The sequence below is a fragment of the Rhizobium cerradonense genome (assembly GCF_030182455.1).
In the GTDB taxonomy this organism is placed as follows: domain Bacteria; phylum Pseudomonadota; class Alphaproteobacteria; order Rhizobiales; family Rhizobiaceae; genus Rhizobium.
The window spans coordinates 447,549-462,300 of sequence record NZ_JAQJCK010000003.1 but is presented as its reverse complement, the minus strand read 5'-3'; the positions used below and the strand labels follow the sequence as shown (position 1 = coordinate 462,300).

Genomic DNA, 14,752 nt, shown 5'->3' with positions numbered 1-14,752 from the left:
ACCGCGGAGATTGGGGCCGCGAGAAACCTACAATCAGCTTTCCCGCGCCACCGGGAATTCCGCCAGCCTTGCGGCATAGCGGGCCATGGTGTCGACTTCGAAATTGACGAAATCGCCGGCCTTACGTTCGCCCCAGGTGGTGACCTCCAGAGTGTGGCGGATCAGGAGCACGTCGAAATCCGTGCCGTCGACGGCGTTTACCGTGAGCGACGTGCCGTCGAGAGCGATCGAGCCCTTAGGAGCAACGAATTTTGCGAGATGCGCCGGGGCGCGCAGGCGAAAGCGGGTGGCGTCGCCCTCCGCCGTCACCGACAGGATTTCGGCCTTACCGTCGACGTGGCCGGAGACGATGTGGCCGCCGAGCTCATCGCCGATCTTCAGCGAGCGCTCGAGATTGATATGGCTGCCAGCCTGCCAGGTGCCGATGGTGGTCAGCCGCAGGGCCTCTTCCCAGGCCTCCACTTCGAACCAGCGGCCGTTGCTGCCGGCTTCCGGCAGGCCCGTCACCGTCAGGCAGACGCCGGAATGGGAGATCGAGGCACCCATATCGATCGTTGCCGGATCGTAATTGGTGGCGACCCGCAGCTTGATGCCTTCCTTGAGAGGGGAAACGGATTCGATCTTGCCGATATCGGTGACAATTCCGGTAAACATCAAAAACCTCTTTCAAATTCGTCGCAGCGATCATCGCCAAACCGGCTCGCGCGGATATGCCTGAAACTGGGTGGGATATTGGTCTTCGTGATCGGCGATTCAATACCACCCTCGCCGATGGTAGCCGGCCCCTGGAACAGAAGGATGCGGTCGACGAGGTCGGCATCAAGGAAGCGCTGCGCCGTCCTTGCCCCGCCTTCAACCAGCAAAGAAGAGATGCCGCGCGTTCCCAGCGCTTCAAGCAGCTCCCCCAACTCGCCGGAATCGGATTGCAGCACTTCAGCGCCGGCGGCATCCAGCGCGGCGCGGCGGCCCATGAAGGCCTTGTCAGTGTTTTCATCGAATGGCGGCGGATCGCCGGCGACGATCATCAACCCATATTGCTCAGCCGTCTTCACGAGCTTGCTGCCAAGCGGAAGCTGAAGCTGGTCGTCGATGACGATACGCAATGGCGTACGGCTTTCTAGCCCCGGCAGACGGCAGGTCAATTCCGGATCGTCTGCCACCGCCGTGCCGATGCCGACAAGAATCGCGTTGCTTTCGGCGCGCAGGACCTGCACCTGGGCGCGGGCGATATCGCCGGTGATGCGCACCTGCCCCTCGCCGGTTTTGCCAATCATCCCGTCTGCCGAAACAGCAAGTTTGAGAGTCACATACGGCCGTTTTCTCGTCTGGCGCATGAGGTAGCCGGCAAGAGCACGCCTGCCCTCCTCCTCGAGAATACCGGCATCGACCTCGATCCCCGCCTGCCGCAGCAGCGCGATGCCGCGGCCGGAAACACGCTGATCGGGATCGGTGACGCTGATGACGACGCGGGCGACGCCGTAGGCGATGAGCGCCTCGGCACAGGGCGGCGTCTTGCCGTGGTGCGAACAGGGTTCGAGGGTGACGTAGGCCGTGGCGCCCCGCGCCGCTTCGCCGGCCTCGGCCAAAGCTTGCGGCTCGGCATGCGGCCTACCGCCAAGCGCGGTAACGGCGCGGCCGATGACAGCACCATCCTTGACAATCAGACATCCGACGGACGGGTTGGTGGAGGTAAGCCCCAGATGCGTGCGCGACAGACGGATCGCCGCGGCCATGAAACGCTCGTCTTCAGGCCGGAGCGCCATGGTCAGGGATCCAGCGGATCGCGGGCGATCTTGGCGTTGATCTCGGTGATCACCTGCTCGAAATCCTCCGCATGCGAGAAATCACGATAAACGGAAGCATAGCGCACGAAGGCGACATCATCGAGGCTCTTCAAGGCTTCAAGCACCTGCAGGCCGATCTGCTCCGAACTGATTTCCGTCTCGCCGGAGCTTTCCAGGCGGCGGACGATACCGGAGACGGCACGCTCAATGCGATCGCGGTCGACCGGGCGTTTGCGCAGTGCGATTTCGAAGGACCGCACCAGCTTATCCCGGTCAAAAGGCACCTTGCGGCCGGTCTTCTTGATGACCATCAGCTCGCGCAGTTGCACACGCTCGAAGGTGGTGAAGCGGCCGCCGCAATCCGGACAAATACGCCGCCGGCGGATGGACGTATTGTCCTCCGCCGGACGCGAATCCTTGACCTGCGTATCTTCCGAACCGCAATAAGGGCAGCGCATGCGCTCTCCTTAGCCCATGTAGCCGTACATGGGGAAGCGGCCGGTGAGGTTGACCACCTTCTCGCGCACTGCGGCCTCGACGGCGGCATTGCCTTCATCGGAGTTGGCGACCTTCAGGCCATCGAGCACTTCGATGATGAGATTGCCGATTTCGCGGAACTCAGCTTCCTTGAAGCCGCGCGTCGTGCCGGCCGGCGTGCCGAGGCGGACCCCAGAGGTGACGAAAGGCTTTTCCGGGTCGAAGGGGATGCCGTTCTTGTTGCAGGTCACGTAAGCGCGGCCGAGGGCAGCTTCGGCGCGCTTGCCGGTGGCGTTCTTCTTGCGCAGGTCGACCAGCATCAGGTGGTTGTCCGTGCCGCCGGAAACGACGTCGACACCGCCGGAAATCAGCGTTTCGGCAAGAGCCTTGGCGTTCTTGACGATCTGCGCCGTATAGTCCTTGAACTCCGGCTGCAGTGCTTCGCCGAGCGCCACGGCCTTAGCGGCGATGACGTGCATCAGCGGGCCACCCTGGAGACCGGGGAAAACGGCCGAGTTGAACTTCTTCGCCAGATCCTCTTCATTGGTGAGGATCATGCCGCCGCGCGGGCCGCGCAGAGACTTGTGGGTCGTGGTCGTTGCAACGTGGCAATGCGGGAACGGCGACGGATGCTGGCCGCCGGCAACGAGGCCGGCAATATGGGCCATGTCGACCATCAGGTAAGCACCAACGCTATCGGCGATCTCGCGGAAGCGCTTCCAGTCCCAGATGCGGGAATAGGCGGTGCCGCCGGCGATGATCAGCTTCGGCTTGTGCTGCTCGGCCTTGCGCTGCACTTCATCCATGTCGAGAAGGTTGTCGCCTTCGCGCACGCCGTAGGAAACGACGTTGAACCACTTGCCGGACATGTTGACCGGCGAACCATGCGTCAGGTGACCGCCCGAATTGAGGTCGAGGCCCATGAAGGTGTCGCCCGGCTGCAGCAGCGCGAGGAAGACGGCCTGGTTCATCTGGGAACCAGAATTCGGCTGAACGTTGGCGAAGTTGACGCCGAACAGCTTCTTGGCGCGCTCAATGGCGAGCTCTTCGGCGATATCGACGAACTGGCAGCCGCCATAGTAGCGCTTGCCCGGGTAACCTTCAGCGTACTTATTCGTCATGATCGAGCCCTGCGCTTCCAATACGGCGCGCGAGACGATGTTTTCCGAGGCGATCAATTCGATTTCGTGCCGCTGACGACCCAACTCCTTGCCGATCGCGCCAAAGATTTCCGGATCGGTATCGGCGAGCGAGCGATTGAAGAAAGGTTCGGTGGAAGCATTGGTCATCGTGGAAGCTCCTGAACAGGCCGGAACGGCAATGGAGACGGTATTAGCGTCAGGGTAGCCCGAGAGCAATACGATCAGCGACATTTGCTGAGCATTCTACGATGGAGGTCCCCAGCAAAGAAAAAAGCCGCATCCGAGGACGCGGCTTTCTGAGACTGTCGTCGCTATGGCGCCGGATTATTGAACCGGCTGCTCCATGCCCTGTGTCGTATCCAGCGCTAGCTGGGAATTGCCGTCGAGCTGATAGATATCGTCGCGGAACTGAACGATGCCGTTGCCAGCGCCCCATGCGGAGATATAGACGAAATAGACCGGCACTTCCGTCGCCAATGTGATCGGCGTGTTGACGCGGGTCGAAATGACCTGCTCGATATGCTGGCGCGGCCAGCCCGGCGTTTCGGCAAGCAGCCAGTTCGTCAGGTCGCGCACGTTCTGCACGCGCACGCAGCCCGAGCTGTCGAAGCGCATCAGCTTGTTGAACAGGCCCTGTTCGGGGGTGTCGTGCATATATTCGTTGTTGGGGTTGTGGAAGTTGATCTTCGTAGACGCCATGGCGTTGTTCTTGCCCGGATCCTGGCGGAACATCAGGTCCGGCGCCTTGTCCGAATTCCAGTCGATCGTCTCAGGCGCAACTTCCTGGCCCTTGCCGTCGAGCAGGCGGATATTGTTCTTCGTCAGGTAGGTCGGATCCTTGCGCATCAGCGGCACGATGTCCTTGACGACGATCGAGCGCGGCGCCGTCCAGTACGGGTTGAGAATGACCTCGTAGATCTTGGAATTGATGAGGTGCGTCGGGCGTGAGATGCGGCCGACGATCGCCTCGTGACGCAGCGCCACCTGACCGTCCTCAACGGCTTCGATATAGGTCGCCGGAACGTTGACCATGACGTGACGTCGACCGAGGTCGGACGGGAACGTCTGCAGGCGAACGAGGTTGGTGTTCAATTGCTGCAGGCGGACTTCGGCGGGGATGTTCATCGCCTTCAGCGTGAATTCGCCGATCACGCCATCCGGCGGCAGGCCATGGCGGGCCTGGAAGCGCTTGACGGCGCCATCGACGTAGGAATCGAACGCCGAGGACATGCCGGCTTCCTTCGGCAGGTCGCCGGTGACCATCAGGCGCTGGCGGAGCGCCTGTACGGAACCGTCGGTGACGCCGAGCTGAAGCTGCTGCTCGCCAGGATTGATCTGCGGCCAGCCGCCATTGGCAGCGATGCTCTGATACTGGGCGATCGCCTGCTGGATGTTCGGTACGGAATCAGGCCCGAGGATCGGCGTGTTGGAAACAACCGCTGCGGCAGTGCGCGCGGCAGCCTTCGCATCAAACTGATCGTCCCAGTTGCCGCGGGCGCGGTTGTTGATCAGCGCATCGAGAGGCGTCTGGTCCTGTGCGAAAGCCGGGGCTGCCAAAGCGGCCACGCCAAAAGTTGCCGCAGACCGCAGGAAGGAGCGGCGCGAGAAGGGTTCAATTCCGGTTTTCTTCGACATATCCCACCGTTCGACGCTGCGACCCAATTATCCGCAGCCAAGAGAGAAAGCAGTAAATCACTGCAGCTCGCGCCAAGTAACGCAGCTCTGTGTCAATCCGTTGCCTTAGCGCACACTAAAACTTCGCTCCGGACCATCACAATATTGCGAGCCCAAAGCGCTAAGGCATGAAGATCAAGACTTGAAAAGCGCCGTTTGCCGTTCGTTTCCGCTGTCATAGCAATATGGCCAATTCGTGTCGCCCGGCATGAAACTTGCGTTCGCCTGCCGTAGCGGAAGAAACTCCATTTTGCGTTGCTAAAATACCACTAAATGATTGTGGTTCATAGCGCGTGCTAATCCGGCGTCAATGGCGCAGATGCAGCATACATGGTGTGCATCGCAACGTCGCGGCGGGGGCGTGGCAAAAAGCGCACAGCCGATGTGGGATCTTTTGCTCGGAACGAGCACAGCCGGACACGCAGGGAACGTATCCGGTCTGTTTGCTGGAGGTTCCGCGGCAACTCCGCCGCGGTGACTTACAGGCGATACAAAATCTGATCGTTCCAGAAGCGGTCGAGGCGCTGCAGGAGCTTGTTCATCTGGGTGAACTCGTCCGTGCCGATGCCGCCGACCTTGTCGATGGAGGCGATGTGGCGCTCGTAGAGCTTGGCGACGGTTTCGGCGATGTCCTGGCCGGTTTCCGTCAGGCTGATGCGGACCGAGCGGCGGTCGATGCGCGAGCGCTGATGGTTGATGAAGCCGAGGTCGACCAGCTTCTTGACGTTATAGGAAACGTTGGAGCCGAGGTAGAAACCGCGGGAGCGCAGCTCGCCGGCGGTCAGCTCGGAATTGCCGATGTTGAAGAGGAGCAGCGCCTGGACGGCATTGACGTCGTCGCGGCCTTGGCGGTCGAATTCGTCCTTGATAACATCGAGGAGACGGCGGTGGAGACGCTCTACCAGGTGGAGCGATTCCATATACAGACCACGGATATCTTCGATCTGCTGGTCCCGAGCATTCGCAACTGCCTGCGGCTTGATTTTCGTGTTCATCATGACTTGGCCTCACTGTTTTGTTTGGCGGTGTCGTTTTCTTCCCGCCTTGAGTGAGACCCTATCGAATACACATAAAATTCTACTTAAACTGCAGGCTTAACAGCACCTTACCAGGAAGTCTTGGTGTCTCAGGGTAAATCAACCATTACCTGCTGTTCGCGTCGGCGCTTCTCCAGCCAGAGCAAAACACGGAAAATACAGTAGAGCACGGCGACGCCTGCATGCAGGATGACGATCAACGGATTGGAGCCGAAAATCTGTGGCCAGAGGCCATACATCAGCGCCTGACTGCCAGCCGCCAGCACCCAGATAACCGGTCCCCAGGAGACCGTCAGCCATAGGCCGAGGGCGGCGACCGGGAAGACGACGGCCAGCCCGGCGCCCGCCACCTTCCAGGGCAGGTTGAGGAGATCGAAACGCGCCTGGCCGTCCAGCGAATAGCCGACCAGCATCGACCAATATTGCAGGCCAAGCCAGAAACAGGCGATCGCAATCAGCCGCAGGAACAATACGAACAGAATGTCGGTCAGCGTATTCTTGGGTATGGTCGGAGAATCGGGTTCCATGCGCAGACAATAAGTAGAAGGCCAAAGGCTCGCCAGTGCTATAATAGCTGCGGCCTTTCGCCGGGTTTTGTTTCCGGGGGACAGCGTGATAGGTACGCTGCTCACCAATTGAGGCCATAGATAGACTAAAAAGGATGGCGGCACCATGCAGGACAAGACGCATCTTGTTGACGAGATCACCGGGCACCGGCGCATGCGGCGCAACCGCAAGGCCGACTGGACGCGCCGCCTGGTGCAGGAAAACCGCCTGACCGTCGACGACCTGATCTGGCCGATCTTCCTCATCCCCGGCAGCGGCATCGCCGAACCGATCCCCGCCATGCCCGGCGTCTTCAGGCTGACGGTCGACAAGGCCGTAGAAGCGGCAAAGGAAGCAGCCGATCTCGGCATTCCCGCGCTCGCCACCTTTCCGAACATCGAAATGGAGCTGCGCGACGAGACCGGCTCGAACAGCCTGGAAAAAAACAACCTCATCAATCTCGCCACCGCCGCCATCAAGAAAGCCGTGCCGAATATCGGCGTCATCACCGATGTCGCCCTCGACCCCTTCACCAGCCACGGCCATGATGGCATTTTGCGCGGCAACGAAATCGTCAATGACGAGACTGTCGAGCAGGTGGCGCGCGCCGCCGTCTATCAGGCCGATGCCGGCGCTGATATCATTGCGCCATCGGAAATGATGGACGGGCGCATCGGTTTCATCCGCCGCGCGCTCGACGCCGCCGGTCACCAGAGCGTCGGCATCATGAGCTATGCCACCAAGTTCAGCTCCGCATTCTACGGCCCCTATCGCGAGGCGATCTCGACGGGCGGCCTGCTGAAGGGCGATAAGAAAACCTATTATATCGATCCGGCCAACGGCACAGAGGCGGTGCGCGATGCCGCGCTCGACGTCGAAGAGGGCGCAGACATGCTGATGGTCAAGCCCGGCCTGCCCTATCTCGACATCTGTTGGCGGCTGAAAGAGGCTTTCGGCCTGCCGACCTTCGCCTACCAGGTCTCCGGCGAATATTCGATGGTCAAGGCTGCCGCAGCCAGTGGCTGGATCGATGGCGAAAGGGTGATGCTGGAAACGCTGCTTGCCTTCAAGCGGGCGGGCTGTGACGGCATTCTCACTTATTTCGCACCGGAAGTGGCAAGACTGCTGGCAAAGAGGTAATTCCCGGCCACAAAGCTTATTGCATTTGCCGGACCTCACACCATATGTTCGGCAAATGTTTCCCTGCTGCCTGCGCACCCTATCGAACGCGCAAGGAATGCAGTGGGATCTTTAGGCTGCGCATAAGCCTTTTCATCGGAGCGATAGAAAGGGTTATGCGCGAAGGAGAAAGACAATGAGCCTCAATCCAACCCCGCTTTATGCAGCACCGGACGACTGGCGCGCCTATAGTGGTGTGCTGAGCCGGCGCATCTTCGCCTTCATTCTCGACTATGTCATCGTCGGCTTGCTTTGCATCCCGGCAGCGGTGGTATTGTTTTTTGTCTCCATCCTGACGCTTGGGCTGGGCTTCGTGCTCTATCCTGCCCTCTTCCTCATCGTCGCGGGTCTCTATTTCGGCTGGACGCTCGGCGGACCGCATCAGGCCTCGCTCGGTATGCGCGCCATGGGCATCGCCATGGTGCGGATCGATGGCCGGCCGATGGATTTTCTCACCGCGATCGTACACTTGGCGCTGTTCTGGATCCTGAACTCCGTGCTGACACCCCTCATCCTGCTTGCAGGCCTATTCATCGAACGCAGCCGCCTAGTGCATGATCTCCTGCTCGGCACGGTCATCGTCCGAACGGCGTAAACCAAGGTTATTCCACTCAACCTCATACCCAACGGTTTGGTTGTCCCCATCATCATAAGAAAGCCCGCTTGCTTCTGAAGAAGCTGGGAAACTATGGCCTTGGACAAAGGACATAGTTGACGTTTTCTAAACTTGGGCCATGCTTGTGAGGAGTCGAATGCCGAACGGAAGGTTAATCAACGGCAGATGAACACGCAGTCGACGCCATCCCCGCAGTTTTATCTGACGGCACCGGCTGCCTGCCCGTACCTGCCGCGGGAGATGGAGCGCAAGGTCTTCACCCATCTCGTCGGACCGCGCGCGGCGGAGATGAACGACATTCTGACCCAGGGCGGCTTTCGTCGCTCACAGAACATCGCCTACCGCCCCGCTTGCGAATCCTGCCGCGCCTGTATTTCCGTTCGCATTCTCGCTCAAGAATTCGAACCCAGCCGGTCGATGAAGCGCGTCCTGTCGTCGAATAGCGATATCATCGCCACCGAATTCCCGGCGCAGCCGTCCAGCGAGCAATATTCCCTCTTCCGCCGCTATCTCGATTATCGTCATCAGCAGGGCGGCATGTCCGACATGACAGTGCTCGACTACGCGATCATGGTCGAAGACACCCACGTCAACACCCGCATCATCGAATATCGTCGGCGCGAGGAAGGCTCCGGGCTGGAGCAGCGGCCCAAAGGCGAGCTGCTGGCGGCAGCATTGACCGACGTGATGAGCGACGGGCTGTCGATGGTCTATTCCTATTTCAATCCCGATCTCGACCAACGCTCGCTCGGCACCTTCATGATCCTCGATCATATCAAGCGGACCAAGGCGCTCGGGCTGCCGCATGTCTATCTCGGCTATTGGGTCAAGGGCTCCCGCAAGATGGACTACAAGACGCGGTTTCAGCCGCAGGAACATCTGACGCCGCGCGGTTGGGAGCGCTTCAATCCCGCCGACGCCTGCCAAGATCCCCCTCGCTGAATGGTCTCCCATCTCTCAGATCACCGAAAAGGCTTGCTGCTGACCACGATCGGCGGCCTTGCGTTGTCGATGGACATTCCGCTGATCCGGCTTTCGAGCGGCGACGTCTGGTCCGTCCTGTCGGTGCGCAGCATTGCGACGATCATCGTTGCGCTTGCCGCTCTGATCGTCATCCGCCGCGTTACAGGATCGTTGCGCACCACGCTGCCGGGCTGGATCGGGCTTCCCGTCGGCCTTTTCTACGGCCTGACGACCATCACCTTTCTCCTCGCCATCTACTATACGACGGCGGCGAATGTGGTGTTCATCATCGCTCTCAACCCGATGTTCGCTGCGCTCTTTTCCTGGATTTTCCTAAGGGAACGCCCCGCTCTTTCCACCATCGTCGCCATGATCGCGATGATCTTCGGCGTCGGCCTGATCGTGTGGGACGGCATGGAGGGCGGCCATTTCCTCGGTGACGCACTGTCGGTTCTAGCGTCTTTCTTCATCGCCTGCGCCATTACCATCGGCCGCGCCTCGCGAAGGGATATGGGCTTCGCCTCTCTCTTGTCCGCCATCGTCCCTGCCGCAGTCGGACTCTATCATGTCATGCCTTCGGGCATCGCCATCGATCATCCCGGCTGGATCCTGCTCGACGGCGCAGTTCTGATGCCCCTCTCCTTCTGGTGCCTTGCTACCGGCACACGCTTTCTCTCGGCACCGGAGGTGGCGATGTTCTATCTGCTGGAAACGATCCTGGCGCCGATCTGGGTCTGGCTGATCTTTGCCGAAGCGCCAAGCGACATGACGCTTGCGGGTGGGCTGGTGCTGATCGTGGCGCTTGCGGCGCATTCGTTGTGGCAGGCACGGGTGAGAGCGAGAGTGATGGCGGCGGGGTGAGCCGCGTTGCGACCGCGATGGCCCTATGTTATAACAACGTTATTACATAGGGAGCAGACACCATGAACGTCGTGATCCGCAAGATTGGCAATTCCGAAGGGGTGATTATTCCTAGAGAAATTCTTGATCGTATGGGTCTTGAAGCCGGCGACACGCTGGAACTCAGCATGCAAGATGGCGAACTGCGCCTGCAGCCTACGGACGCAGATTTTGCGCGTCAAATGGAACATGCGCAGCGTTTCATGGATCAATACAAAGTGGCGCTGAAAAAATTGGCAGAATAATGCCTATTATTTTCCTGACGCGAACGCTCGTCGAACAGTTGCACAAGATACAAATCAAACGATTTGGAGGCTCGTACGGGTTAAGGGACGAAGGTGCCCTCGAATCCGCATTGGCGCGTCCTATCAACAAAGCTCAGTACGGCAGCGACGATGTTATCGAACTTGCAGCAGCCTATCTGTTTGGCTTGGAGAAAAACCATGCATTCGTTGATGGCAACAAGCGTATCGCCATCGTGGCGGCTGCGATCTTTCTCATGGACAATGGTTACGAGATCCAGACAACGGACGCTAATCTCTACAGCTTTGTTCTTGCCATAGCCGCCGGTGAAATTGATGAAGAAAGCGCTATCCGTTTCTTCAGAGACGTCTGCATTCCCTATGCGGGCTGATGGCTCATGTTCTGCCCCACCCCTTCGCTCAAGCTCAGGGCGTTCGTCCCTCGAAACGCCCCACCGGGCGTTTCGTCGGTTACGCCGACCGCTCCTCACCCCGAAAACTTGCCGCTTCTCGGGAAGCCTTTCGGCACCGTGCGCCCGGCCGAGGCGCGTTCGGCAAGCCATTCTGTCAGTTCGTCCCTGGTCTTGGTGAAGGTGCGGCCGGCGCTGTCTTCCCAGGTCAGGCCATCGGCTATGGCGAAGCACTTGATATCGCCGACGCCGCCGTCCTTGTAGCGTTGCAGGCGCACGCCTTTGCCGCGCGACATTTCCGGGATCTGGGACAGCGGAAACACCACCATCTTGCGGTTCTCGCCGACGACAGCGGCGTGATCGCCCGAGATCGGCACGAGCAGTTTCGTCTCATCCGGCGTCGTCAGGTTCATGATCTGCTTGCCCTTGCGGGTATTGGCGACCAGTTCCACTTCCGGCACGATAAAGCCGTTGCCGGCGGTCGAGACGACCAGTTGCTTGCGCTGCGGATCGTGGACGAAGGCGGTCAGCACGTCCTGGTCGTTTTCCATGTCGACCATGATGCGCAGCGGCTCGCCGTGACCACGGCCGCCGGGCAGCTTGTCGCCGCCAAGCGTATAGGCCTTGCCGCCGGTCGTGACGATCAGGATCTTGTCGGTCGTCTGCGCCGGGAATGCCACCTTCAGCCCGTCGCCCTCTTTGAAGGTGAGCGTCGATGTATCGGAGATGTGGCCCTTCAGCGCGCGAATCCAGCCCTTTTCTGAAACGACGACTGTGATCGGTTCCTTCTCGATCATCGCCTGCTGGATAGCAGCGTCGTCGGCCTCAGGCGCTTCGGCGAACTGCGTGCGGCGGCGGCCGATCTCGGTCGCTTTCGCAAATTTCTTCTTCACCTCGCCAATTTCCCAGGCGACTGTCTGCCACTGCTTGTCGTCGGAGGCGAGCAAGGCCTCGATATCGGCCTTCTCCTTGGTCAGGCCGTCGAATTCCTTGCGGATCTCGAATTCTTCGAGCTTGCGCAGAGAGCGCAGCCGCATGTTGAGGATCGCTTCGACCTGATTGTCCGTTAGGCCGAACCGCTCCATCATCACGGGTTTCGGCTCATCCTCCTCGCGGATGATGGCAATGACCTCATCGATGTTGAGGTAGGCGATCAGGAAGCCGCCGAGGATTTCCAGGCGTTTTTCGATGGCCGCGAGCCGGAAGCGCGAACGGCGCAACAACACTTCACGCCGATGATCCAGCCATTCCTTCAGCACATCGTTCAGCGCCATGACCTTCGGGATGCGGCCCATGGAGAGAACGTTCATGTTCAGCGGAAAGCGGCTTTCCAGCTCCGTCAGCTTGAACATCGATTCCATCAGGATCATCGGGTCGACGGTGCGGCTCTTCGGCGTCAGGACGACGCGGATGTCCTCGGCGGATTCATCGCGCACGTCCTCAAGCAGCGGCAGTTTCCGCGCCAGAAGCAGCTCGGCGATCTTTTCGATCAACCGCGATTTCTGCACCTGGAACGGGATTTCGGTAATGACGATCTGATAGCCGCCGCGGCCGAGATCTTCCGTTTCCCACTTGGCACGGACGCGGAAGCCGCCGCGGCCGGTCCTGTAGCTTTCGATGATGCTGTCGCGATCGTCGATGATGATGCCGCCGGTCGGGAAATCCGGGCCGGGGATGAACTCCACCAGCTTTTCGACGGTCGCGTCGCGATCACGGATCAGATGCAGCGCCGCGTCACAGAGTTCGTGGGCATTGTGCGGCGGGATCGAGGTCGCCATGCCGACAGCGATGCCCGAGGAGCCGTTGGCGAGCAGGTTCGGGAAAGCACCGGGTAGGACGACCGGCTCTGAATTCGACTCGTCGTAGGTGTCACGGAAATCCACGGCATCCTGGTCGATGCCTTCGAGCAGCAGTTCCGAGACTGCCGTCATCTTGGATTCGGTGTAGCGCATCGCGGCGGGGCTATCGCCGTCGATATTGCCGAAATTGCCCTGGCCGTTGACCAGCGTGTAGCGTTGCGAGAAATCCTGGGCCAGGCGGGCCAATGCGTCATAGATCGACTGGTCGCCATGCGGGTGATAGTTACCCATCACTTCGCCGACGATCTTGGCGCATTTGCGGAAGGCGGCGTTGGGACGCAGGCCCATCTCGCTCATCGCATAAACGATACGGCGATGGACTGGCTTCAGGCCGTCGCGAACATCCGGCAGAGCGCGATGCATGATCGTCGACAAGGCATAGGCCAGGTAGCGCTCTTCGAGCGCCGCCTTGAGATCGACCGGAAGGATGCTGTCGTCGTCGCCGCCACCGGGCGGTAAAAGATTTTGTCCCATGGCCCTTGACTACCCGAGAAGCCGATTCCCGGCAAGAAATCAGTGGAAAGCATTTGTGGATGAAGTCTCAGTTCAAGCACGATCTGACGTAAGGTCAGACATAATTCTCGTGCATATATTTGCCATGATCATGGCATTGGAATTTTAGACGAACGCGAATATAAATCGCGCACTACACGCAAAATATGTATACCCGCCTACACCAGCTCAATGAGGAAAAGCCATATGACTTTTTATCGGACAACACGGCTGATGCTGTCCAGCGCCGCCATACTGTCTTTCGCCAGCTCCGCCTTCGCGCTCGACGGTAACGATCTTCTGAAGAAGATCAATGACGTCTACGGGCTGCAGGGCGCTTCGATTGCCGCCACGGGCATCGATATCGACGGTAGCACGGTCACGCTAAAGGGCGCCAGCTTCAAGGCAGCCGGAATGGACGACGGCCTCCCGCTCGGCGACATCACGATGGACGGTGTCGAAGAGAATGACGGCGGTTACACGATTGACGAAATCGCTTTTGCTGATGTCGACCTCAAAAAGGATGGCGCTGCCATTTCCGCCACCGACCTCACGCTGAGCGGCGTCGAAATTCCAGCCGACGCGACCAAGGGCGATCTCAGTTCGCTGCTCTATTACAAGAGCGCTCATGCCGGCGCCGTATCCGTCACCAAGGACGGCACCAAGGTATTTTCGCTCGACGATGCCGACGCCACGATGGATAGGCGCGAAGACAAGTCGGGCATCGACTTCGACGCCAAGATCAACGGAGTCAAAGCCGATCTCAGCAAAGTCGACGACGCGAAGACCAAGGACGCGATCGAGGCGCTCAAGCTGCAGCAGATCAATGGCGCAATCGCCATGAAGGGTAGCTGGGAAATCGGACCCGGCACGATCGACATCACCGAATACTCCTTGAACTTCAATGACATCGGCAAACTGAACCTCGCCTTTAGCATTTCCGGCTACACGCCTGCTTTCGCGAAATCATTGCAGGAAGCGCTCAAGACGGTCCGTTCCAATCCGAACCAGCAGGAAGCTCAGCAGTCGGCTGGCCTCGCCATGCTGGGCCTCCTCCAGCAGCTAACTTTCAACAGCGCCCAGATCCGCTTCGACGACGCTTCGATCACCGCACGTGCGCTCGATTTCGCCGGCAAGCAGCAGGGCGTTTCCGGCAAGCAGCTCGCCGACACGCTGAAGGCAATGACGCCGATCATGATGGCGCAGCTCAACATTCCGGAGCTGCAGAATGCCGTTTCCACTGCCGTCAGCGCCTATCTCGACAATCCGAAAAGCCTGACGGTCAAGGCTACGCCGGACAAGCCGGTGCCGGTGCCGATGATCATCGGCGCTGCCATGGGGGCCCCGCAGTCGATCCCGCAGGTCATCGGCCTCAAGGTTTCCTCGAACGACTAAGCTGTCGTTCTCCAAGCTATTCGAAAACCCGGCGAT

The 14,752-nt window shown here is 59.8% G+C and carries 15 protein-coding genes; 7 read left to right on the top strand and 8 right to left on the bottom strand.

Features of this window, described 5'->3' with window-relative positions:
• Positions 1 to 33: 33 nt before the first annotated feature.
• The 7 genes from PH547_RS09845 to PH547_RS09815 form a co-directional block, all read right to left on the bottom strand.
• Positions 34 to 654: a riboflavin synthase gene (locus PH547_RS09845; RefSeq protein ID WP_104822619.1), complete on the bottom strand. Its 621-nt coding sequence runs from the start codon at positions 652 to 654 to the stop codon at positions 34 to 36.
• Positions 654 to 1,763: a bifunctional diaminohydroxyphosphoribosylaminopyrimidine deaminase/5-amino-6-(5-phosphoribosylamino)uracil reductase RibD gene (gene ribD / locus PH547_RS09840; protein ID WP_260303740.1), complete on the bottom strand. Its 1,110-nt coding sequence runs from the start codon at positions 1,761 to 1,763 to the stop codon at positions 654 to 656. Before ribD ends, PH547_RS09845 begins: the two co-directional genes overlap by 1 nt.
• Positions 1,764 to 1,765: 2 nt before the next feature.
• The gene (gene nrdR / locus PH547_RS09835) at positions 1,766 to 2,242 is read right to left on the bottom strand and encodes a transcriptional regulator NrdR (protein ID WP_028753312.1); all 477 of its coding nucleotides are present in this window, start codon (positions 2,240 to 2,242) and stop codon (positions 1,766 to 1,768) included.
• Between the two features lie 9 nt (positions 2,243 to 2,251).
• Positions 2,252 to 3,550, bottom strand: a complete 1,299-nt coding sequence (gene glyA / locus PH547_RS09830) for a serine hydroxymethyltransferase (protein ID WP_104822617.1) — start codon at positions 3,548 to 3,550, stop codon at positions 2,252 to 2,254.
• A 177-nt stretch (positions 3,551 to 3,727) separates the two neighbouring features.
• Complete coding sequence (locus tag PH547_RS09825; RefSeq protein ID WP_285168157.1) at positions 3,728 to 5,038, bottom strand: L,D-transpeptidase family protein; 1,311 nt, start codon at positions 5,036 to 5,038, stop codon at positions 3,728 to 3,730.
• Positions 5,039 to 5,556: 518 nt separating this feature from the next.
• The gene (gene ldtR, locus PH547_RS09820) at positions 5,557 to 6,072 is read right to left on the bottom strand and encodes a transcriptional regulator LdtR (RefSeq protein ID WP_028753315.1); all 516 of its coding nucleotides are present in this window, start codon (positions 6,070 to 6,072) and stop codon (positions 5,557 to 5,559) included.
• 131 nt (positions 6,073 to 6,203) lie between these two features.
• Complete coding sequence (locus tag PH547_RS09815; protein WP_104822615.1) at positions 6,204 to 6,641, bottom strand: DUF6163 family protein; 438 nt, start codon at positions 6,639 to 6,641, stop codon at positions 6,204 to 6,206.
• 145 nt (positions 6,642 to 6,786) lie between these two features.
• Between PH547_RS09815 and hemB the strand changes: the two genes are divergently transcribed.
• The 6 genes from hemB (at position 6,787) to PH547_RS09785 (ending at position 10,952) form a co-directional block, all read left to right on the top strand.
• Positions 6,787 to 7,800, top strand: a complete 1,014-nt coding sequence (hemB, locus tag PH547_RS09810) for a porphobilinogen synthase (protein ID WP_104822614.1) — start codon at positions 6,787 to 6,789, stop codon at positions 7,798 to 7,800.
• 175 nt (positions 7,801 to 7,975) lie between these two features.
• Positions 7,976 to 8,434 (top strand): RDD family protein, encoded by a 459-nt coding sequence (locus PH547_RS09805; RefSeq protein ID WP_104822613.1) that lies wholly within the window; start codon positions 7,976 to 7,978, stop codon positions 8,432 to 8,434.
• A gap of 186 nt (positions 8,435 to 8,620) precedes the next feature.
• Positions 8,621 to 9,397, top strand: a complete 777-nt coding sequence (locus tag PH547_RS09800; RefSeq protein WP_104822612.1) for an arginyltransferase — start codon at positions 8,621 to 8,623, stop codon at positions 9,395 to 9,397.
• Positions 9,398 to 10,279, top strand: a complete 882-nt coding sequence (locus PH547_RS09795; RefSeq protein WP_104822611.1) for a DMT family transporter — start codon at positions 9,398 to 9,400, stop codon at positions 10,277 to 10,279. It abuts the gene before it with no gap.
• Between the two features lie 62 nt (positions 10,280 to 10,341).
• Positions 10,342 to 10,563 carry an AbrB/MazE/SpoVT family DNA-binding domain-containing protein gene (locus PH547_RS09790; protein WP_104822610.1) on the top strand — a complete coding sequence of 74 codons (222 nt, stop codon included), beginning with the start codon at positions 10,342 to 10,344 and terminating at the stop codon, positions 10,561 to 10,563.
• Positions 10,563 to 10,952, top strand: a complete 390-nt coding sequence (locus tag PH547_RS09785) for a type II toxin-antitoxin system death-on-curing family toxin (RefSeq protein WP_104822609.1) — start codon at positions 10,563 to 10,565, stop codon at positions 10,950 to 10,952. The genes PH547_RS09790 and PH547_RS09785 overlap by 1 nt, the downstream gene beginning before the upstream one ends.
• 95 nt (positions 10,953 to 11,047) lie before the next feature.
• Here PH547_RS09785 and parC read toward each other — a convergent pair whose 3' ends face one another.
• Positions 11,048 to 13,303 (bottom strand): DNA topoisomerase IV subunit A, encoded by a 2,256-nt coding sequence (gene parC / locus PH547_RS09780; protein WP_104822608.1) that lies wholly within the window; start codon positions 13,301 to 13,303, stop codon positions 11,048 to 11,050.
• 225 nt (positions 13,304 to 13,528) lie between these two features.
• On the opposite strand from parC, the gene PH547_RS09775 reads away from it, so the two are divergent.
• A complete protein-coding gene (locus PH547_RS09775; protein WP_104822607.1) occupies positions 13,529 to 14,716 on the top strand; it encodes a hypothetical protein in 1,188 nt (395 codons plus the stop codon).
• Positions 14,717 to 14,752 lie beyond the last annotated feature (36 nt).